This window comes from Rhizobium binae (assembly GCF_017357225.1).
Taxonomy (GTDB): Bacteria; Pseudomonadota; Alphaproteobacteria; order Rhizobiales; family Rhizobiaceae; genus Rhizobium; species Rhizobium binae.
Map to the genome: position 1 here is coordinate 441,937 of NZ_CP071606.1, position 19,837 is coordinate 461,773.

Sequence of the window (19,837 nt, forward strand, 5' to 3'; positions counted from 1 at the left end):
CTCCCAAGGATCTGCGCCCGGAATTATGCCCTTTGCCCGATCTGAGTCCAGTCGCTTGCCCGGGCGCGATCCTATTCCAGCGGCACGAACAGGCCGAGCTTGACGTCGCGCAGCACGACATTGGTGTGCATGCGCCGGATCTGCGGATTGTCAGCCATGATCAGGGCGGCGATGTCGTCATAATGCTCGACATCCCGGGCGGTGACGATCGCGATCAGATCGACCGCGCCGGTGACGTAATAGACCTGCTGGATATGATCCTGCTTCTCCGCCCAGACGCGGAATTTCGCCAGCGCGTCGTAATTGTCCCGCTCGATCTCCATTCCGACGATGAACACCATCGACGTTCCCGTTGCCTTCCGGTCGAGGACGGCGACCTCCGCTTTGATAATCCCCTCCTCGCGCAGCCGCTTCAACCGCCGCTGCACGGCCGAGACGGATAGGCCGATCCGCTCGGCAATCGCTTCCGCCTTCAGCTGGCAGTCGCGCTGAACGATATCGAGAATGTCGCGGTCAAAACGATCCAGTTGTTCCATTGCCCTGTCCACTTCCAACTCTTCGCGCGGCGCATTCTGCCGTGTTCGCCGCGTGAGAAAGATTATTTTGCATAGAAAATGCAAAAGAGATCGAAATTGCGCGAAAAAACCGCGCAATTTATCATTATCCTTCGCATCTCAAGTTCAGCCGGAACCATGCATGTCGGACCAACCCTTTCCTGCTCTTCGCGTCGAAGATCTCCACAAAAGCTTCGGCTCGCAACAGGTTCTCAAGGGTATCTCGACCGAGGCCCGCAAGTCGGATGTCATCTCCATTATCGGCTCGTCGGGTTCTGGCAAGAGCACCTTCCTCAGATGCATCAATTTCCTGGAAACGCCGGATCGCGGGAGCATCGCCGTAAACGGCGAAGAGGTCGCGCTCAAAACCGGCCGCGGCGGGCGGCTGCAGCCGCAAAGCTGGCGGCAGGTCGAGCGTCTGCGAACCGGACTTGGCATGGTCTTTCAGAGCTTCAATCTCTGGGCTCATCGCACCGTGCTCGAAAACGTCATCGAGGCGCCGGTGCATGTCATGGGCGTTTCCAGGCGCGAAGCGATCGAAAAGGCGGAAGCCCTGCTGCACAAGGTCGGGCTCTTCGACAAGCGCGACGCCTATCCCGCCTTTCTCTCCGGCGGCCAGCAGCAGCGCGCGGCAATCGCAAGGGCGCTCTGCGTCGATCCCGCCGTCATGCTGTTCGACGAGCCGACATCGGCGCTCGATCCGGAACTGGTCGGCGAGGTCCTCAAGGTCATCCGCGATCTCGCGGATGAAGGTCGGACCATGCTGATCGTCACGCATGAAATGCGTTTCGCCCGCGATGTTTCGAGCCGCGTCCTCTTCCTGCATCAGGGGCGGATCGAAGAGGAAGGGCCGCCCGAGCAAGTTTTCGGGGCGCCGGTCAGCGCCCGCTGCCGGGAATTTACCCGTCTCAGCGCCCACTGATCCACGTCAGCCATCATCGACAACACACGAACCAGGAGAACCCCGCGAATGAAACTGCTCCCTACGCTTTTTGCCGGCGCGGCCCTTGCGCTTTCGGCGGTCGCCGCGCAGGCCGAAGTCCGCTTCGGCGTCATGAACGAATCCTATCCGCCCTTCTTCGCCAAGGATGCGTCGGGTGAGTGGCAGGGATGGGAAATCGACTTGATGAACGCCGTCTGCGCAGAGATAAAGGAAAAATGCTCGATCGTCGAGATTTCCTGGGACGGGCTCATTCCGGCGCTTGAGAGCAAGAAGTTCGACGTGATCTGGTCGTCGATGTCGAACACCGCCGAGCGCTCGAAGGTGATCGATTTCACCGACAAATATTACAACACTCCGAGCACCCTGATCGGTCCCAAGGACCAGAAGCCGGGCGCCACGGCCGAAGACGTTAAGGGCAAGACCATCGGTATCCAGGTGTCGACGATCCAGTCGGAATATTACAAGAAGTATTTCGCCGAGGCTGCCGAGGAGAAGACCTACCAGACGCTAGACGAGGCGTTCCAGGACTTGGCTTCCGGCCGCATTGACTACGTCTTCGGTGATTCCCTGGCGCTCGACGCATTCCTGAAAAGCGACGGCGGCAGGGATTGCTGCGCCAAGATGGGCGATGTCGCCGACGACAAGGAGATTCTCGGCGCCGGCGTCTCGGGCGGTCTGCGCAAGGAAGACACGGAGCTGAAAGCCAAGCTGAATGCGGCGATTGCCGCCGTTCGCGCCAACGGCCAGTATGACGCCATCACCAAGAAGTACTTCGACTTCGACATCTACGGCGCGAAGTAAGCAGTCGGAACGATGGCGGCTGCGCAACAAGGCATTCTGGACCTGCTGTCTCCCTATCCTCCGGGATGGGGCGGCGTTCTCTTGACAGGTGCAGTCTCCACGGTCGCCATCTCGGCCTGTGCCTTCGCCATCGGCCTGCTGCTCGGCACCGGCGGCGCGCTCGGAAAGCTTTCGGGCAATCGCGCGCTCCGCCTCGTGCTCGATCTCTACACCACTGTCATCCGCGCGGTTCCCGAGCTGATCCTGATCGTCGGCCTCTATTATGCCGGCACCGACGGCCTCAACCGGCTGCTGGCTGCGATGGACCTGCCGCCGGTCGAAGTGAACGGCTTCGTCGCCGCCGTTGCCGTCCTCGGCTTCGTACAGGGCGCCTATATGACCGAGGTGCTGCGCGGCGCGATCCTCGCCATTCCCACCGGCCAGATCGAGGCGGCCAAGGCCTTCGGCATGGGGCCGGTGCTGCGGTTTCGCCGCGTCCTGCTGCCGGCGCTTTTGCCGAACGCGCTGCCCGGGCTTGCCAATCTGTGGATGTCGGTCACCAAGGACAGCGCGCTCGTCGCCGTCGTCGGCTACCAGGAACTGGCGCTCGCCACTCGGCTTGCCGGTGCAAGCACCAAGCATTACTTCGTCTTCTTCCTCGCCTCGGCCCTTCTTTACCTCGCCATCACGCTCGTTTCCAACGTTGCCTTCAAGTTGATCGAGGGACGGGTGCGACGCGGACAGCCTCGTCTTGCCTGAAGAAAGCGCCGCCGCATGAGCTTCGCCTGGATCTCTTCCTATTGGCCGCTTCTTCTGACCGGCGCCTGGCAGACTGTGTCGCTGTTGGTCATTTCGGTTGTGTTTGGCTTCATCATCGCGATCGGTCTTGCCTTCGCGCAGGTCAGCGGCGGCAGGCTGACACGGCTTCTCGCCCGCGGCTACTGCACCTTCTTCCGCGGCACGCCGCTGCTGATCCAGCTCTGGCTCCTCTATTATGGCGTCGGCTCGCTGCTGCCGATGGTTCCCGGCATCCGCCAGAGCCTGTTCTGGCCGATCCTGCGCGAAGGCTTCTTCTTCGCTGCGGTCAGCTTCACGCTGAACTATGCCGCCTATGAGGCGGAGGTGCTGCGCGGCGCCCTGCTCGCCGTTCCCAAAGGCGAACTCGAAGCCGGCCGGGCCTTCGGCCTGTCGCCGTGGAAGCTGACCCGCCGCATCTGGCTGCCGCGCGCCATCCGCATCGCACTGCCGACGATTGCCGGCGAGATCGTCATGCAGCTGAAGGCGACGCCGCTCGCCTTCACGGTGACGGTGATGGATCTCTATGCCGTGGCTAACAAGGTTCGCCAGGACACGCTGCTCGTCTACGAGCCGCTGCTTGTCGTCACCCTTTTCTATCTCGCCCTGACCGCCGTCATCGCCCGCGTCTTTCGAGGTCTCGAAGCGCAGGTGCCGGTGCGGCGTTAGCCGAGAGAAGGGACCGGCGATGAACCCCGGCGCGTATCGACGCGCGCCTCGCTTTGCTTCTTATGAAAAGCCCGCCGCCGGCAACGGCGCGCCAGCCTGAATGGAGACCTTCATGAGCACGACACGAATCCTCGATGGCGGCATGAGCCGCGAACTGCTGCGGCTCGGCGCCGAGTTGAAACAGCCGGAATGGTCGGCCCTGGCGCTGATCAATTCGCCGGATATCGTCCGCGAGGTGCATCAGGAATTCATCGCCGCCGGCTCTGAGATCATTACAACGAACAGCTATGCGCTGGTGCCCTTCCATATCGGCGAGGAACGGTTTCAGACGGAGGGCGCAGCACTAATCCGTCTTGCCGGCCGCCTGGCGCGTGAGGCGGCCGATTCCGCTGCCGGTCGCAAGGTGCTGGTCGCCGGTTCGCTGCCGCCGATCTTCGGTTCCTACGAGCCGCAGAATTTTCAGCCTGAGCGGGTGCAGGACTATCTCAAGGTCTTGGTCGAAAACCTCGCCCCCTTCGTCGACATATGGCTCGGCGAGACGCTGAGTCTGGTCGCCGAGGCCGAGGCCGTCCGCGAGGCGGTGGCGGCATCGGGCAAACCCTTCTGGATTTCCTTCACGCTGGCCGATGACAAGTCGGATATCGAAAGCGGCGAGCCGAAGCTTCGTTCCGGCGAAAGCGTCGAGGCGGCGGCATTCTGGGCGGTGTCGTCGGGTGCTGAGGCCTTCCTGTTCAACTGCAGCAAGCCCGAGGTCATGCAGCGCGCCGTCGAGACGGCCGCCCAGACGTTTCGGAAGGCGGCCGCCCAGATCGAAATCGGCGTCTATGCCAATGCCTTCGAAGGGGAACAGGGCGCATCGGCCGCCAATGAAGGCCTGCACGAGACGCGCGACGATCTGAACGATGCCGCCTATTCGCGCTTTGCCTGCTCTTGGGCCGAAGCTGGTGCCACGATCATCGGCGGCTGCTGCGGCATCGGCGCTGCCCATATCCATCGCCTCGGCAAGATGCTTCGAAGCTGATGTTGAAGCTTGATCGTCCGAGAGGGAACTGCCGGCGCTCACCCAGCGCTCGGGCTCTTTCGGTGGCCTCGCCTGCGGGCGTCGAAACCAATTATTCCGCCTTCGGCGCCGTCTTCTGAAGCTCGAGCAGAATCTCGATCAGTTTCGGCGCCATCACCCTGATCTCTGACAGGTGGACGGCGCTCAACCTCGTCAGAAGCTCGTCGGCCCTCTCGGTCAGAAGGATCGTCTGGCGGCGCCTGTCGGTCGGGTCGGCATGGCGTTCGACGAGCCCGGCATCCGACAGTCGTCCGACGAGTTCGGTTGCCGTATGTGGCGCGATGATCAGCCGCTCCGCCAGCATGCCGATGGTCATCGCTTCAGCGCCGCGTTGTCCCTTGATCGCCAGCAGCGCCTGATGCTGCTGGACGGGCAATCCTTCCGACTGGGCGGCTGAGGCGCTGAAGTCCATGAACTGGCGAAGCGCGAATCTGAGGTCGGCGAGCGCCTCGTAATCCTCCTGTCTCAGCGGCGGCGGGATTTTCTTCACACTCGTTCTCCTCTGCCGCTTGGTTCGCAGCAAGCGATCCTTGCGCGCACTATTGCAGATCCCGAATAGATGGGCAGCCGCAAGCCGGTCAAGTCAGGTACCTGCCGCGACATTTTCGCCTCCCAACGTTCCTCGGTTGATTTATATCGTAATACGATATAATGACCCGCACAAACCGACCCTTTTCCGTGTAGCAGAGGCTTCCATGGCGCAGCATCAACCAAGCAACCGGCCGCATGATTTCACCGGCGGTCTCTCCCGGCGCGAGGCCGGTGATTTCACCACCGACAGGCGGGTCCTCGTGCTGGTCGGAATGGCCGTCATCGTCGGCACATCAGGCGCCTTTGCGGCGTGGTGCCTCGTCAGCCTGATTGCGCTGGTGACGAATGTCGTCTGGTTCGGAGAGATCGGCATCGAGCCGGCTTCCCTGGCGGCCGTGCCGCGGTCGCTCTGGGTGGTGCTGGTACCGCCGCTCGGCGGGCTCGCCATTGGCCTGATGGCCCGTTTCGGGTCGGAAAAAATCCGCGGCCACGGCATTCCGGAGGCGATCGAAGCCATTCTGATCGGCGGCAGCCGGATGTCGCCGAAAGTTGCGGTCCTGAAGCCGCTATCCTCGGCGATCTCGATCGGAACCGGCGGCCCGTTCGGCGCCGAGGGGCCGATCATCATGACCGGAGGGGCGATCGGATCGCTGTTCGCCCAGTTCTTTCACATGAGCGCCGCCGAGCGCAAGACGCTGCTCGTCGCGGGTGCCGCCGCCGGCATGACGGCGATTTTCGGCTCGCCGATCGCCGCGGTCATGCTGGCGGTTGAACTGCTGCTGTTCGAATGGAAACCGCGCAGCTTCATTCCCGTCGCCGTCGCCGCATGCGTGTCGATCTGCTGGCGCCCGCTGCTCTTCGGCGTCGGTCCGCTGTTCCCGACGCATTTCCAGGTCACCTTGCCCTGGTGGGGGATTCTTGCCTGTGCGGCGATGGGCATCATTTCTGGGCTGCAGTCGGGGCTGCTGACGACGCTGCTCTACAGGATCGAGGATCTGTTCGAGGCACTGCCGATCCACTGGATGTGGTGGCCGACGCTCGGCGGTCTCGTCATCGGCCTCGGCGGCCTTATCGAACCCAGGGCGATGGGTGTCGGCTACGACATCATCGACAGCCTGCTCAACAACCGGCTGCTTGCGCCGGCGGTACTGTCGATCCTCTTGGTGAAGACGATCATCTGGCTGTTTGCCCTGTCGTCGGGCACCTCGGGCGGTGTGCTCGCGCCGCTTCTCATCTTCGGGGGCGCTCTCGGCTGGCTGGTCGGGCTTGTCATGCCTGGCAATGATCCCGGCTTCTGGGCGCTGCTTGGAATGGCGGCGATGATGGGCGGAACCATGCGCGCGCCGCTGACGGGCACCTTCTTCGCGATGGAGATCACTGGCGACGTCGGCGCACTGGTTCCCCTGCTCGCCACAACGGTGGTGGCCTATGCCGTCACGGTGCTGCTGTTGCGCCGCTCGATCCTCACCGAAAAGATCGCGCGCCGCGGGCAGCACATCTCCCGCGAATATGGCGTCGATCCTTTCGAGCTCTCCCGGGCAAGGGAAATTATGATCACCGATGTCGACACGCTTCCCGTTGCCATGACGGTGGGCGAGACCTGCGATTTCTTCGTCTCCGAGCAGAAGACGCACCGGATCTACCCGGTGGTCGATGCTCAGGGAAAACTGGCCGGTATCGTCTCGCGGGCCGATGCCCTGCTCTGGCAGGGCAAGCCCGACCTCGCCGCCCAGACGCTTGGCGAAACCGTCACGGATGATTCCGTTCCCGCCGGGCACCCTGACGATACCGTTGCCTTCATTGCCGATCTGATGCTGTCGACCGACAATGGCCGTATCCCGATCATCGATCCGGCATCGGGCAGACTGTGCGGCCTGATCGCCCGAAAGGATCTGCTGCGGCTGCGAAGTTCCTTAAGGTCCGCGGAACTGGACCGGCGGCCCTATCTTGCTGCTGGTCCGAGGAGCAAGTTGCGGTAGCGTTTTGCGGTTTCTTTCGCATCTCTGCCGCAGCTGCCACGCGTCGCATGAATCAGGTCCCATGCGACGCGTGTTTGCGTCTGAAGGCCTTCAATGCAGCCCGAACAGATTGAGCAGCTCTTCGCGATGCCGGACGAATTCCGGCGCGCTGCGGTCGCGCGGACGCGGCAGATCGATGTCGATCAGGCGCGGCTCGCCGCCCTTCTCCCGCGGCAGGATCAGAATCCGGTCGGCCAGATAGATCGCCTCCTCGAGATCGTGGGTGACGAGAATGGTCGTCACATCCTCGTCGCGCCAGATCCGGGCGAGCTCCTGCTGCATGCCGATTTTGGTCATCGCATCGAGCGCGCCGAGCGGTTCGTCGAGCAGCAGGATTTCCGGCTGAACGGCAAGCGCCCGGGCGATGCCGACGCGTTGCGCCATGCCTCCTGAGAGCTGGCGGGGATAGGCGGTCTCGAATTGCTGCAGGCCGACAAGCTTGACGTAGTGGCGCGCCCGTCCCCTCGCCTGCTCGCGGGTGAGACCTCTCGTTTCCAGCCCGAAGGCGACGTTGCCGAGCACATCAAGCCAGGGCAGAAGGCGCGGCTCCTGGAAGATGACGGCGCGTTCCGCGCCGACGCCGCGGATTGCCTCGCCGTCGACGAGCACCTCACCGGTATCGGACTCTTCGAGACCGGCGAGAACCCGGAGCAGGGTCGTCTTGCCCGAGCCGCTGGCGCCGACGATGGCGAGGCTTTCGCCGGAGCGGATATGGAGATTGATATCCTTCAGAACCTGCAGCGGCTTGCCGTTCAGCCTGTAGGATTTGGAGAGGTGACGGATCGTCACCTCTCCGCGGCGAATATCCTCAGCGACGCTCATCACGCTTCCTCAGTTGCTGGCCGGCTTGCTATCGGCGGTAAAGAGAATGTCCTTGGCCGCCAGCTGGCCTTGCTTCAGCTTGCCCTCGCGAACCAGGACGTCGATCCAGAACTGGATGTCGCGCTCGACTGGCAGGCCGCCGGCGCGTACGCCGTAGCCGCGGAAATATTGTGCGATATCAGAGTTTTCGCCGCGTTCGGCCAGGGCCTTCGCCAGGATCTTCTTGGTTTCCTCGGGATGTTCGCGGGCATAGTCGAGGGCGCGGGCCGATTGCTCGACGAAGATCTTCGCGGTCTCGGGATGCTGCTGAATAAAATCGCGGCGCAGGACCACGAAGCCGCCGGCGATGTCGCCGAGCACGTCGGTATCGTCGAAGACCGCACGCAGGCCGCCGTCCTTCAGCGCCGCGCCCTCGAAGGTCGTCTGCCAGTAGCCGAAGGCGGCAATATCGACCTGCTTGGAGCGCAGCACCTGTTCGAGCTGCGGGCCGGGAACGACGACCTGGTTGGCGGAGTCGCTCGGCAGGCCGACGGAATGCAGGGCTTCGCGGATGGTGTAATCGAGATGGGCGCCGAGCGTGTTGACGGCGATGCTCTTGCCGGCAATGTCCTTGATGCTTTTGATCGGGCTGTCTTCCAGCACGTAGAAGGTCGACTGCACCTCGTCATTAATGCCGTTCGATGGATAGGCGGCGACGAAGTCGTTGCCGCCGATGATCGAATTCAGGACGGCGGAGGTGGCGGCGCTGCCGATCTCCACATCCCCGGATGCAAGGGCAATGAGAGAGGCCGGGCCGCCCTGGGCATAGCCGACATTTTCAAACGTGATGCCGGTGTCCTTGAAATAACCGAGCGCGTCGGCGAGTTCATGGGCGGCAAGGCCGCCCTGGCTCGCGAGATAGCGCAGTTTCACCGTGTCGGTTGCTGCGGCCGGCGTGGCAAGACCGAGAGCGATCACTGCCGGCAGGAGAAGGTTGCGGGGATGGAAGGTCATGACGACGTGTCCTTTCGGAAGGGGAGAAGCGGTCAGGCGTTCGGGTGAGACCAGCGGCAGAGGCGGCGCTGCAGGAGAACGAGCAAGGCATTGGCGGCAAGCCCGAGGAAGGCGAGCAGCAGGATCGCTGCAAACATCAGCGGGATCTGAAAATTGTACTGGGCGTTCATCACCTGGAAACCGATGCCCTTGTTGGCGCCGATCATCTCGGCGGCGATCAGCAGCAGAAGCGCCGTCGTCGCCGACAGGCGCAGACCGACGAAGATCGCAGGAACGGAGGCCGGCAGGATGACGCGGCGGAAAATGGTCAGCGGTCCGGCGCCATAGGTCCGCGCCATCTCGATGAGCTTCTGGTCCACCTCCTTGACGCCGCCGATCGTGGCAAGCAGCACCGGAAACAGCGTCGCCCAGAAAATCACGAAGATCTTCGATGTTTCGCCCAGGCCGAGCAGCAGGATGAAGACCGGATAGAGCGCCAGCGCGGAGGTCTGGCGGAAGAGCTGCAGGATCGGGTCGAGCGCCTGCTCGACGGTACGAAACTGGCCCATGAACAGGCCGAGCGGAATGCCGGTCACGACAGCGAAGGCGAAGGCGGTGCCGGATCGCTGCAGGCTGATGGCGATGTCATCGAGCAGCGCGCCATTGGCAAGATTGGTCCAGAGTGCCGACAGGATCACGTTCAGGGGCGGGAAGATGGCCGGATTGATCCAGCCCTCGGTACTCGAAACCTGCCAGAGAGCAAGGAAGGCGATGAGCAGGCCATAACGCGGCAGAAGCGATGCGAGCACACCGCGCACATGGGAGGCGAAAGTGGGCGTGTGGCTTCCACCGCTCTTCAGGCGGCTGAAGCTTGTCGACAGGACCTGATTGATTTCATAAGCCATGGATCGCTCCTCACTCTGCTGCCTGGAGAGCTGCGCGCCCCGCAGCCCATCGATTGGTCGGGAAAGGCAGGCCGAGGTTTTCCCGCAGCGTCTTGCCTTCATAGGCCGTGCGGAACAGGCCCCGGCGCTGCAGCTCCGGAATGACCAAATCGACGAAATCGTCGAGTGCCGTCGGCAGCCAGGGCGGCAGAATATTGAAGCCATCTGCAGCCTCGTTCTCGAACCATGTCTGCAGGGTGTCGGCGATCTGCTCGGCGGTGCCGACGATGGTGTAGTGACCGCGGGCCGACGCGATCCACTGATAGAGCTGACGGATGGTGAAGTTGTTTTCGTCGGCGATCTGGCGGATCAGAGCCTGGCGGCTCTTCATGCCTTCGGTCGGCGGCGCCGGCGGAAGAGGTCCGTCGAGATCATAACCGTGCAGGTCGAGCGTGCCGCCGGTCAGGCCGTTGAGGAGACCGATCCCGTCCTCTTCGACGATGAGCGAAGTCAGGCGATCGTATTTCTCCCGCGCCTCGGCTTCGGTCCTGCCGACGAAGGCGGAGACGCCGGGCATGACCAGGATGTGATCGGGATTGCGGCCGAGACCGCGGGCCCGCGCCTTGATATCCCGGTAGAATTCCTGGGCGGTTTCGACGTGCTGGTGGGCGGTGAAGATCACCTCGGCCGTTGCTGCGGCAAGCCCGCGCCCGTCTTCGGACTGGCCGGCCTGGACGATGACGGGATGGCCCTGCGGCGAGCGCGAGACGTTGAGCGGGCCACGCACGCTGAAGTGCTCGCCGCGATGGTCGGTGTCGTGCAGCTTCGCCGGATCGAAGAAGACGCCTGTCTCCTTGTCGCGGATGAAGGCGTCGTCCTCGAAGCTTTCCCAGAGTTTGCGGACGACCTCGACATGCTCGGCGGCGCGGCGATAGCGCTCTGCATGCGGAAGCTGGGTATCGCGGTTGAAGTTCTGCGCGGTGAGGTCGCCTGTCGTGGTGACGACGTTCCAGCCGGCACGGCCGTCCGAGATCAGGTCGAGCGAAGCGAATTTCCGGGCGGTTGTATAAGGCTCCTCGTAGGTGGTCGAAGACGTCGCGATGAAACCGAGATGGCTGGTCAGAGGTGCGAGCGCGGAGAACAATGTGACGGGCTCGAAGCCGGCGACGCGGGCGTTGCCGCCTTCACGTGCGCCGCCGAAACCGACAGCCAGGCCGTCGGCCAGGAAATAGGCGTCGAAGAGGCCGCGTTCGGCCGTCAAAGCGAGCTTTTTGTGAAATTCGAAACTGGTGGCGCCGTCGGCCGGTTGGTCGGGGTGGCGCCAGGATGCAACATGCTGTCCGCCACCGGGAAGAAATGCCCCAAGCCTGATTTTCCGTGTCATTTCGCGTCCTCTCCGTTTGCCGCCACCGGCTCCGCTGCTTCGGGACCGAGGTCAGTTTGGCTGTCAGGACGTAAGGATAAGTTCTCTATAAATTTTATAGAGAAACTTCATTTCTTAATTTCGGAGGTAGAGTGAATAGTTTTGCGGGATCAGGGGAAATGTGGAAATCGAAGATCGGCGCCCGCGGCAAGACGGCGCCTTACGCTCGGTCGCCGCGGGGCGTGACGAGGCAGAGCGTTGCGGCAGCATGGCCTTCCTCGCCGCGCACCGGCACGGCAAAACAATGGGTGAAGCTGTCGACGATGCTGTTGAAGATGAAGAGACCTTCACGCTCGCCTGGCGCACCTCGGCGATGAAGGTCTGTGGTTCGAGCCATTCGCAGCCCGGCAGGCGGAAATCCTGCGGCGGAATAAAATTCAGGATGTCCCGATCCGACAGATGCGCGAAGAGAACTGTTGGCGACGACGGACGATCTCACGTATTCCGATCGTCGGGGGCGGCCCCGCCTCGTTTGAGACGCGAGAGGGCCCGTGTGAGATGCCCAGCCGCAGCGGTTCGCTGCGACCGGAAAGCCGGCCCGGGCTTATCAAGAGCGCGATCAGCGCGGCGTCTCAGATGTCGACGACAAGGCCCTTGGCTTTTAGCACCGGTGCCAGATTGCTGACCTCGATGACCGATTTCCCGGCCTTGTAGGCGGCGATGTAGCCGGCCTCGGCATCTTCGCGAGCCTGCGAAAGCCTCGCTGCTTCTTGCGCTTCCTGCCTGCGCACGACCACCAGGCCATCGGCATCTCCGACGATGATGTCGCCGGGGTTGACGGTTTCGCCGCCGACGATGATCGGGTCGTTTACCGCCGCAATAGTTTCCTTCACCGTGCCCTTGATGCAGACGCTGAGCGAGAAGACGGGGAAGCCGAGTTCTCTGAGCTGCAGCGTGTCGCGCACGCCGGTGTCGGTAACCAGGCCGCCGATGCCCTTGGCGAGGCAAGCATTGGCGAGCACATCGCCGAAGGATCCGGCTTCCTCGTATTCGCCCGCCGAGACGACGATGATATCGCCGGGCATTGCATAGTTGATGGCGAGCTGCAGCATGATGTTGTCGCGCGGTGCGCATTTGACCGTAAAGGCCGGACCGCACAGTTTCATCCGGTGGTCAACGGGCTTGAGGCGCGAGGAAAACGCGCCGCGGCGGCCCTGGGCCTCGTGGATCGTCGCCGGCGAAAATTTGGAAACGGCGTCGATATCGGCTTTATCAGGCCGTTCGGGGATATCTTTTATATGGATCATGAATGCCTCACATCTTTGGCCGACGGCGGGCATGTCCCGCCATCTGATTGCGTTTGAAAATAATCATCGGAGAATTCGGGCCGGCTGGCCTTACGGGATCGGGTCGAACTTCAGCTCCGTGAGCGGCACGACCTTGTCTGTGCGGGTCATCTTGTATTCGGTGCTCGGGCCGAGCCATTTGTCCCAGATCTTGTTGATCTCGCCGGACTCGTCGAGCTTGTGGAGGACTTCATTGATCTTGGCGGTCAGCTTCGGCTGATCCTTGGCCATGCCGATGCCGATCGGCTGGTAGAGCATCGGCTCCTCGATCATCCGCATTTCCTTGCCCTTGCTCTTCGATTCATTGACGAACTTGGTCGTCGTCATGGTGTTGGCGACCATGCCGCGCGCCTTGCCCTGCTGGACGGCGAGATAGGCCGAGGCCGTGTCCTGGAATGTCAGCGGCTCGGATTTGTTGAGCTTGATCGACATTTCCGAGGTCGAGCCCTTGGTCGAAGCGAGGCGCTGGCCGGCGTAATCGGCCTTCGTCTTGCCGGCATCGTCGGCCGGCACGATCAGCATTTCCTTGGCGAGATAATAGGGATCGCTGAACTGGATCTGTTCGGCGCGGCTCAGCGTATAGGCAAGGTTGGCGACGGTGATGTCGACGCGGCCGAGCTTCACCTCTGGCACGCGCGCTTCGACCGAAACCGGCTTGATCTCGGCCTTGACGCCCAATTCCTTGGCGATAGCGCCGCAGAGGTCGACGTCGAAGCCGGCCATTTCGCGGGTCTTCGGATCGGGAGAGGCGAAGGGAGGGACGTCGGCGAAGGTCGCACAGCGCAGGGTCTTCGCCGACATGATGGTGTCGAGCTGATCGGCCTTTGCGGGCATAGCGGCCGCCATGCCGGCGAATGCGACGGTGAGGCTTAGGTATTTCCAGTTCATTGCTGTTCTCCTTTGTTTTTGATCGTTGGTTTCAGTGCCTGAGATCAGCGAGGAAACGCTGAGCCCGGGGATGGCGCGGATGGCTGAAAAACTCGTCTGGGGTCGCCGTTTCGATGATCTGGCCAGCATCGATGAACCAGATCCGATCCGCGACCTCGCGCGCGAAACCCATTTCATGGGTGACGCAGAGCATGGTCATGCCTTCGGAAGCCAGGCTCTTCATGACGGCGAGCACTTCGCCGACCATTTCGGGATCGAGCGCGCTTGTCGGCTCGTCGAACAGCATCACCGGCGGTTCCATGGCAAGCGCACGGGCGATCGCCACCCGCTGCTGCTGGCCGCCCGACAACTGACCGGGATAGGCGCGGGCCTTGTCGGCAAGCCCGACCCGGTCGAGGAGCTTGAGGGCCTTTTCATGCGCGATATCGGGCGTCACGCCCTTCACCCGGATCGGCGACATCGAGACGTTTTCGGCGACCGAAAGATGCGGAAACAGGTTGAAATTCTGGAATACGAAGCCGATCCGGCTGCGCATCGCATTGAGTTCTCTGGCGCGCATCGAGGCATGAATGTTTTGCCCTTCGAGCGTGATCGATCCGCTGTTGATCTCCTCGAGGCGATTGATCGTGCGGATCAGCGTGGATTTTCCCGAACCCGAGGGTCCACAGATGACCACCACCTCGCCGCGCGCGACCTGAGCATCGATGTCCTTCAGGACTGGATAGTCGCCATAGCTTTTGCAGACCTGGGACAGCCGGATCGTCTGCGGTTCCTGCGTTGATTCGGACATGGTCATAGCTGCTCCGATACGATTTTCGACGGTTCGGCCAAGGCTGCAGCGGGGACGTTCAGCAGTCCCGCACGCCGCCGGGTGATGCGCCGCTCGAGGCGATTGGCGAAGTAGGTCAGTGTCCAGCAGATGGCGAAGTAGACGATCGCGAGAATGAGGAAGACCTGGAAGGGTTGCGTCAGCAGCTGGTTGTTAACCTGGCTTGCCGCAAAGGTCAGATCAGGCACGTTGATCACATAACCGAGCGTCGTGTCCTTGATCGTCGAGACGAAGGTGGAGAGGATGCTGGGGATCATGTTGTAGAGCGCCTGCGGCAGAATGATGTAGCGCATCGCGCCCATGTAGCCGTGGCCAAGCGCCCGTGCCGCATCCATCTGGCCGGGCCCCAGAGCGACGATGCCGGCGCGGACGACTTCGCTGAGGAAGGCGCTCTGATAGACCACGAGCGTCGTCAGCATGGTGACGAAGCTCGGCACGTCGGCGCCGGTCAGCAGTGGAACCAGGAAATAGCTCCACAGGATCAGCATCAACAGCGGCACGCCGCGGGTGAAATAGACAAGGGCCGTGACCGGCCAGCGCAGCAGCGGCGATTTGGAGAGCCGCGCCAAGGCGAAGAGGATACTGGCCGGAAAAGCGAGGGTAATGCTGAGCGCCGACAGGATCAGCGTATTGGCGAGGCCGCCGAGCGGTCCATTCGGATACTGGCCGATCAACAGCAGCAGCCAGTAGTCGCGGACGATGGCGATCATGTCCTGGATCATGCGCGCGCACTCCTGGCAGTATCCGCGCGCATCGACAGATAGGCGCCGATGCTCATGATCACGAGCGAGAAGAAGAGGTAGAGAACCGTGCCGACCAGGTAGATTTCGAAGGTGCGGAAGCTGAGGTTTTCGATTTCCTTGACGGCATGCGTCAGTTCCGACGCTCCGATGACGACGGCGAGACTGCTGTTCTTGAACAGGGAGACGCTGTGATTGATAAGCGGTGGCAGGGCATTGCGCACGCCCTGCGGCATGATGACGAAGCGCATCGCAGAGACGTAACCGTGGCCGAGCGCACGGGCGGCCTGCATCTGACCGTCACTGACCGAACGCACGCCGGAACGAAGATCTTCGCTGAAATAGGCCGCCTGGCAGAGCCCGAGTCCGATCACCGCGAAGATCGCCTCAGCATTATGGCTCGCGAGCCATGTCGCGAGCCCGTTCGGCATCAGGGTGAAAATCCCGAAATACCACAGCATGAGCTGCACGAGGGTGGGGACGTTGCGATGGTAGGATACGTAAGCGGCGACCAACGGATCGCCGAAGCGAAAGGGCGACAGGCGAATGCCGAGCAGCAGCAGGGCGAGCGCCATCGCCACCGACCAGGACCCGGCATAGATGATGAAGGTCATCTCGATGCCATGCAGCAGCATCGCCACATATTCGGGATCTCCGAGGATCGCCGAAAGGTCGAAACCGCTCACGGGCCTGGCTCCCCGAATGGATCCGTTTTTGGCTGCGGCCTTGCCGTCTGCAATCCGCCCATGACCTGCAGCGTCGGCGTGATCTCCATATGTCCGATGTTGACGGCGACGGGAGCCGATATGGCGAAGGCGATGGCGTCGGCGATATCGGTTGCCTGCGGCAGTTCGAAACCGTCGATGAACCGTTCGCGGATGCTGGGATCATCGCCGTGGACGTGGTTGAAAATATCCGTGGCAACCCGGCCGGGGCAGATTTCGGTCACCCGCACCCGCTTGCCGAAAGCGTCGATGCGCAGCTGGTTGGACAGCATGCTCACCCCCGCCTTGGTGGCGTGATAGGAGGAGTTGCCGCCGAAATTATAGGCGCCGGCGATCGACGAGATGTTGATGACGTGGCCGCGGTCCCGCGCCACCATGCCCGGCACGATGAGGCGGCAGATGTGCAGAACCGCGCGGAGATTGACGTCGACGATGAGATCGATATCGCCCTCGTCGGCTTCCAGGAACTTCTTCGGCCGGTCGACGCCGGCATTGTTGACGAGAATGTCGAATTCCACCTGGCCGGCGAGCTCGGCGATCGCCGGCCGATCGGTCACATCGATCGCGTGAGCGATACAGCCCGTGCGCTCGGCCAGCTGCCGCAGCGCTTGGGCGCTGCGGGCAACGGCATGCACTTCGATGTTCTCCCGGCGAAGCCGCTCAACCACGGCTGCGCCGATCCCGGAGGAGGCGCCGGTCACCAGTGCGGTCTTGTAGTCGGAGAATGGCATTGTCGTTCCCTTGTGGTTGATGGAGACAGTAGCGAAGCTTTAACCCCTTGCCTAAGACCGATTATCTTTGGAGCAATAAGCAACGGTTATGGAGCCGGGATCGGCTGGCGAAGAAGAGAAAGCGGTGATGCCGGTGTTCTCTCGCGGCCCCGCTTCAGGCCGCGTCGCGTTGCAAAAGCTATACGCGTCTGCAAACATGCCATCCCAGCAGATCAGAACGGTTCCCCGATCCTCATGGACATCAGACGCCTCAAATCCTTCATCGTGATCGTCGACAGTGGCAGCATCACGCGCGCGGCGGATCTTTTGCATATCGCCCAGCCGGCGCTCAGTCAGCAGCTGGCGGCGCTGGAAGAGCATTTCGGCCACAAACTGCTGATCCGCAGCCAGCAGGGCGTCAGCATGACCGATGCCGGGCACGCGGTATATCGCCATGCGCAGATCATCCTTCGGCAGATGGAGCAGGCCCAGGCCGATGCATCGGCCGCAGGCAATTCGCTTGCCGGGCGCGTGTCGGTCGGCCTCGTGCCGTTCAGCAGCGCGGCGACGCTCTCCGTCGATTTGCTGGCGGAAACCCGCAAACGCCATCCCGGTATCCTCCTGCATCTGACCGAAAGCGTCGGCCAGACCTACAGCCAGATGATCATGAACGGCCGGCTGGAGATGGCGCTTCTGCATGGAACCGGGCCGATCAAGGGCGTGCGCTTCGAACCGATCCTCAGCGAAGAGTTTTTCCTGGTCGCCCACCGCGACTTTGCGATCGAAGCGGATGCGAAACCCGTTGCGGTCAACACTCTCGACGGAATACCGCTGCTGTTGCCGCCCGCCTATAATTTCGTCCGCCGTGCGGTCGACACCGCCTTCACCCGCACGCGCACCAATCTGAAGGTCGTGGCGGAAGTCGAAATCGTGCGCACGCTCGCCCGTGCAGTCGGCAGCGGTCTCGGCGCGACGATCATGCCGAAGGCGATTGCCGATCGCATCGTCTCGGAATCGAGCGAGCCGCTCATCTGCCGGCTCGTCTCACCGCGGATCGAGGAAACGCTGTCGCTTTGCGTATCCGACCAGAATCCCTTGTCGGAACCGGCCCTTGCCGTCCGAGATATCCTTCTCGAGCTGACAGCGCGGCTGAAGGGTTAAGAGCGGTCAGCGCATGTCCTTGCAGAACTGCGCGATCCGCGCGCAGCCTTCGCCGAGTTTTTCCAGGCTGGTGGCGTAGGAAATGCGGAAGAAGGGGCTCATCCCGTAAGCCGCGCCTTGCACAGTCGCGACATGATGCTCTTCTACGAGCGCCATGACGAAATCGACGTCGGTCTCGATCTTGCGCCCGCCCTTGCTGGCCTTGCCGATCAGCCCCGATATGTTGGGATAGATATAGAAGGCGCCCTCGGGCCGATGGCAGCGAAGTCCTTCCACTTGGGATAATTTATCGAGGACGAAGTCGCGTCGCGTCTTATAGATCGCGGCACGCTCTTTCAGCAGGTCCTGCGACCCGTCGAGCGCTGCGGTCGCCGCGGCCTGGGTGAGCGTCGCGATGCCGCCGCCATTCTGTCCGTTGACGTTGCTGATGGCCGAGATCAGGTCCTTCGGCCCGGCGCAGAATCCGAGGCGCCAGCCTGTCATCGCGTAGGCTTTGGAGACGCCGTTCATCGTCAGGACGCGGTCGTATAGTCTGGGTTCGACTTCCGCGATCGTGCAGAATTGAAAATCGTCGTAGACCAGATGTTCGTAAATATCGTCGGTCATGATCCAGACGTTTGGATGGCGCAGCATGACTTCGGCGATGGCTGCCATCTCCGCCCGGGAGCAGGCTGCACCGGTCGGATTGTTCGGGAAATTCAGGAAGAGCCATTTGGTGCGCGGCGTGATCGCCGCTTCCAGATCCTCCGGGTGCAGTTTGAAGCCAGTCTGCTCGTGGCAGGGGACCGCGACGGGCACGCCGCCGGCGAATTTGACAATATCGGCATAGCTGACCCAGGAGGGTGTGGGAATGACGACCTCGTCACCCGGATTGCAGGTTGCCAGCATCGCATTGAAGATCACCTGCTTGCCGCCGCCCGAGACGACGATCTGGCTGGCATCATAGTCGAGATTGTTATCGCGCTTGAACTTCCGGATGATCGCGGCCTTCAGCGCCGGCGTGCCGTCCATCGGCGGATATTTCGTATCACCCGCGAGCGCCGCCGCGTGCGCCGCTTCGATCGCGTGTGCCGGCGTAGGGAAATCCGGCTCGCCGGAGGAGAGGCTGACGACCTTGATCCCCTTGGCGGCCAGTTCTCGGGCGCGCTGAGTCATGGCGGCGGATGCGGATATCGAGACGTTTTTCAGGCGGTCGGCGATGACGGACATCGGGATGGTCCTTCGAGGAGAGATTGGAGGAAAGACCGCCGGCAGGCGATCGGGATTGCCTTATTCGGCGAGTTCGGCGGCCGGTACGAGGGTGGCGCCGGTGGCTTCGATCTCGCCGCGCACGATGCCGGCAAGCTCGAGGGCGCCGGGCGTATCGCTGTGGACGAGAATGGAGCGCGCCGGCATGGCGATCACGGCGCCGTCGATGGTTTCGACGCTTGCGTCGAGGAGGAATTTTCGCACACGGGCGCGCACGGCGGCTTCGTCCTTGACGAGGGCGCCGGCAAGCCCGCGGGCGACAAGTCTACCCTCGGCGTCATAGGCCCGGTCGGCAAGGAAAAGCGCCAGCGTCTTCAGCCGCGCGCGCCTGGCCGCGCGCTCGATCTCGCTGCCTGAGGTGACGAAGACGACGAGATTGGCGTCGACGGTGGCAATCGCATCCATCATCAGGTCGGCAAGGACAGGGTCGCGGTTGACCATATTGCCCATGGCCGCATGAAAGCTGATATGAGAGACGGTGACGCGCTCGGCTCTGGCGATCGCCATCAGCGCGCCGAGCTGGTAGAGCATCTGCTGGCGAAGCTCGTCCGCCTGGAAAGGTATTTCGCGCCGGCCGAAGCCTAGACGGTCGGGCAGCCCGGGATGGGCGCCGATGCCGACGCCATTCTGCTTTGCCACCCGCACCATACGCCCCATCGTATCGGGGTCGCCGCCGTGGAAGCCGCAGGCGATATTGGCCGAGGAGACGATTTTCATCATCGCTTCGTCGTCGCATAGCCGGTAGGGACCAAATCCTTCGCCCATGTCGGAATTCAGATCGATCTTCATGAGTTCCTCC

General features: G+C 62.5%; 21 protein-coding genes and 1 pseudogene. 7 read left to right on the top strand and 15 right to left on the bottom strand.

Annotated elements, in window-relative coordinates; genetic code table 11:
* Positions 1-71: 71 nt before the first annotated feature.
* On the bottom strand, positions 72-536 hold the full coding sequence (locus tag J2J99_RS26615) for an Lrp/AsnC family transcriptional regulator (RefSeq protein WP_168297762.1): 465 nt from the start codon (positions 534-536) through the stop codon (positions 72-74).
* Positions 537-696: 160 nt separating this feature from the next.
* Here J2J99_RS26615 and J2J99_RS26620 point away from each other — a divergent pair, with 160 nt between their 5' ends.
* From J2J99_RS26620 to J2J99_RS26640, 5 genes are all read left to right on the top strand, one after another.
* A complete protein-coding gene (locus J2J99_RS26620; protein ID WP_168297761.1) occupies positions 697-1,476 on the top strand; it encodes an ABC transporter ATP-binding protein in 780 nt (259 codons plus the stop codon).
* 48 nt (positions 1,477-1,524) lie between these two features.
* On the top strand, positions 1,525-2,298 hold the full coding sequence (locus J2J99_RS26625; RefSeq protein ID WP_168297760.1) for a transporter substrate-binding domain-containing protein: 774 nt from the start codon (positions 1,525-1,527) through the stop codon (positions 2,296-2,298).
* Between the two features lie 12 nt (positions 2,299-2,310).
* Complete coding sequence (locus J2J99_RS26630) at positions 2,311-3,036, top strand: ABC transporter permease (RefSeq protein ID WP_168297759.1); 726 nt, start codon at positions 2,311-2,313, stop codon at positions 3,034-3,036.
* A 15-nt stretch (positions 3,037-3,051) separates the two neighbouring features.
* The gene (locus J2J99_RS26635) at positions 3,052-3,741 is read left to right on the top strand and encodes an ABC transporter permease (protein ID WP_168297758.1); all 690 of its coding nucleotides are present in this window, start codon (positions 3,052-3,054) and stop codon (positions 3,739-3,741) included.
* 112 nt (positions 3,742-3,853) lie between these two features.
* On the top strand, positions 3,854-4,762 hold the full coding sequence (locus tag J2J99_RS26640; protein WP_168297757.1) for a homocysteine S-methyltransferase family protein: 909 nt from the start codon (positions 3,854-3,856) through the stop codon (positions 4,760-4,762).
* Between the two features lie 91 nt (positions 4,763-4,853).
* Here the strand turns inward: J2J99_RS26640 and J2J99_RS26645 are convergent, their stop codons facing one another.
* Complete coding sequence (locus J2J99_RS26645; protein WP_168297756.1) at positions 4,854-5,291, bottom strand: MarR family winged helix-turn-helix transcriptional regulator; 438 nt, start codon at positions 5,289-5,291, stop codon at positions 4,854-4,856.
* 205 nt (positions 5,292-5,496) lie between these two features.
* Between J2J99_RS26645 and J2J99_RS26650 the strand changes: the two genes are divergently transcribed.
* Positions 5,497-7,311 (top strand): chloride channel protein, encoded by a 1,815-nt coding sequence (locus tag J2J99_RS26650; protein ID WP_168297755.1) that lies wholly within the window; start codon positions 5,497-5,499, stop codon positions 7,309-7,311.
* Positions 7,312-7,401: 90 nt separating this feature from the next.
* Here the strand turns inward: J2J99_RS26650 and J2J99_RS26655 are convergent, their stop codons facing one another.
* The 11 genes and pseudogenes from J2J99_RS26655 to J2J99_RS26705 all read right to left on the bottom strand — a co-directional run bounded on the left by J2J99_RS26655 (position 7,402) and on the right by J2J99_RS26705 (position 16,650).
* Complete coding sequence (locus tag J2J99_RS26655; RefSeq protein WP_168297754.1) at positions 7,402-8,172, bottom strand: ABC transporter ATP-binding protein; 771 nt, start codon at positions 8,170-8,172, stop codon at positions 7,402-7,404.
* Between the two features lie 9 nt (positions 8,173-8,181).
* Positions 8,182-9,165 (bottom strand): ABC transporter substrate-binding protein, encoded by a 984-nt coding sequence (locus tag J2J99_RS26660; protein ID WP_168297753.1) that lies wholly within the window; start codon positions 9,163-9,165, stop codon positions 8,182-8,184.
* 32 nt (positions 9,166-9,197) lie between these two features.
* A complete protein-coding gene (locus tag J2J99_RS26665) occupies positions 9,198-10,049 on the bottom strand; it encodes an ABC transporter permease (RefSeq protein ID WP_168297752.1) in 852 nt (283 codons plus the stop codon).
* Positions 10,050-10,059: 10 nt separating this feature from the next.
* On the bottom strand, positions 10,060-11,412 hold the full coding sequence (locus J2J99_RS26670) for an LLM class flavin-dependent oxidoreductase (RefSeq protein WP_168297751.1): 1,353 nt from the start codon (positions 11,410-11,412) through the stop codon (positions 10,060-10,062).
* A 208-nt stretch (positions 11,413-11,620) separates the two neighbouring features.
* A pseudogene (locus J2J99_RS26675) lies at positions 11,621-11,865 on the bottom strand (IclR family transcriptional regulator); the annotation flags it as partial.
* 158 nt (positions 11,866-12,023) lie between these two features.
* Complete coding sequence (locus J2J99_RS26680; protein WP_168297750.1) at positions 12,024-12,698, bottom strand: 4-carboxy-4-hydroxy-2-oxoadipate aldolase/oxaloacetate decarboxylase; 675 nt, start codon at positions 12,696-12,698, stop codon at positions 12,024-12,026.
* A 90-nt stretch (positions 12,699-12,788) separates the two neighbouring features.
* Positions 12,789-13,625, bottom strand: a complete 837-nt coding sequence (locus J2J99_RS26685) for an ABC transporter substrate-binding protein (RefSeq protein ID WP_168297749.1) — start codon at positions 13,623-13,625, stop codon at positions 12,789-12,791.
* A 31-nt stretch (positions 13,626-13,656) separates the two neighbouring features.
* Positions 13,657-14,421, bottom strand: coding sequence for an amino acid ABC transporter ATP-binding protein (locus J2J99_RS26690; RefSeq protein ID WP_168297748.1), 765 nt, complete (start codon positions 14,419-14,421; stop codon positions 13,657-13,659).
* A complete protein-coding gene (locus J2J99_RS26695; RefSeq protein ID WP_168297747.1) occupies positions 14,418-15,176 on the bottom strand; it encodes an amino acid ABC transporter permease in 759 nt (252 codons plus the stop codon). The genes J2J99_RS26690 and J2J99_RS26695 overlap by 4 nt, the downstream gene beginning before the upstream one ends.
* Positions 15,173-15,880: an amino acid ABC transporter permease gene (locus J2J99_RS26700; RefSeq protein WP_168297746.1), complete on the bottom strand. Its 708-nt coding sequence runs from the start codon at positions 15,878-15,880 to the stop codon at positions 15,173-15,175. Before J2J99_RS26700 ends, J2J99_RS26695 begins: the two co-directional genes overlap by 4 nt.
* The gene (locus J2J99_RS26705; RefSeq protein WP_168297745.1) at positions 15,877-16,650 is read right to left on the bottom strand and encodes an SDR family oxidoreductase; all 774 of its coding nucleotides are present in this window, start codon (positions 16,648-16,650) and stop codon (positions 15,877-15,879) included. The genes J2J99_RS26700 and J2J99_RS26705 overlap by 4 nt, the downstream gene beginning before the upstream one ends.
* Before the next feature lie 234 nt (positions 16,651-16,884).
* Between J2J99_RS26705 and nac the strand changes: the two genes are divergently transcribed.
* On the top strand, positions 16,885-17,790 hold the full coding sequence (nac, locus tag J2J99_RS26710; RefSeq protein ID WP_168297744.1) for a nitrogen assimilation transcriptional regulator NAC: 906 nt from the start codon (positions 16,885-16,887) through the stop codon (positions 17,788-17,790).
* Between the two features lie 6 nt (positions 17,791-17,796).
* Here nac and J2J99_RS26715 read toward each other — a convergent pair whose 3' ends face one another.
* Positions 17,797-18,999 (bottom strand): pyridoxal phosphate-dependent aminotransferase, encoded by a 1,203-nt coding sequence (locus tag J2J99_RS26715; RefSeq protein ID WP_168297743.1) that lies wholly within the window; start codon positions 18,997-18,999, stop codon positions 17,797-17,799.
* 60 nt (positions 19,000-19,059) lie between these two features.
* The gene (locus tag J2J99_RS26720; RefSeq protein WP_168297742.1) at positions 19,060-19,827 is read right to left on the bottom strand and encodes a 5-oxoprolinase subunit PxpA; all 768 of its coding nucleotides are present in this window, start codon (positions 19,825-19,827) and stop codon (positions 19,060-19,062) included.
* Positions 19,828-19,837 lie beyond the last annotated feature (10 nt).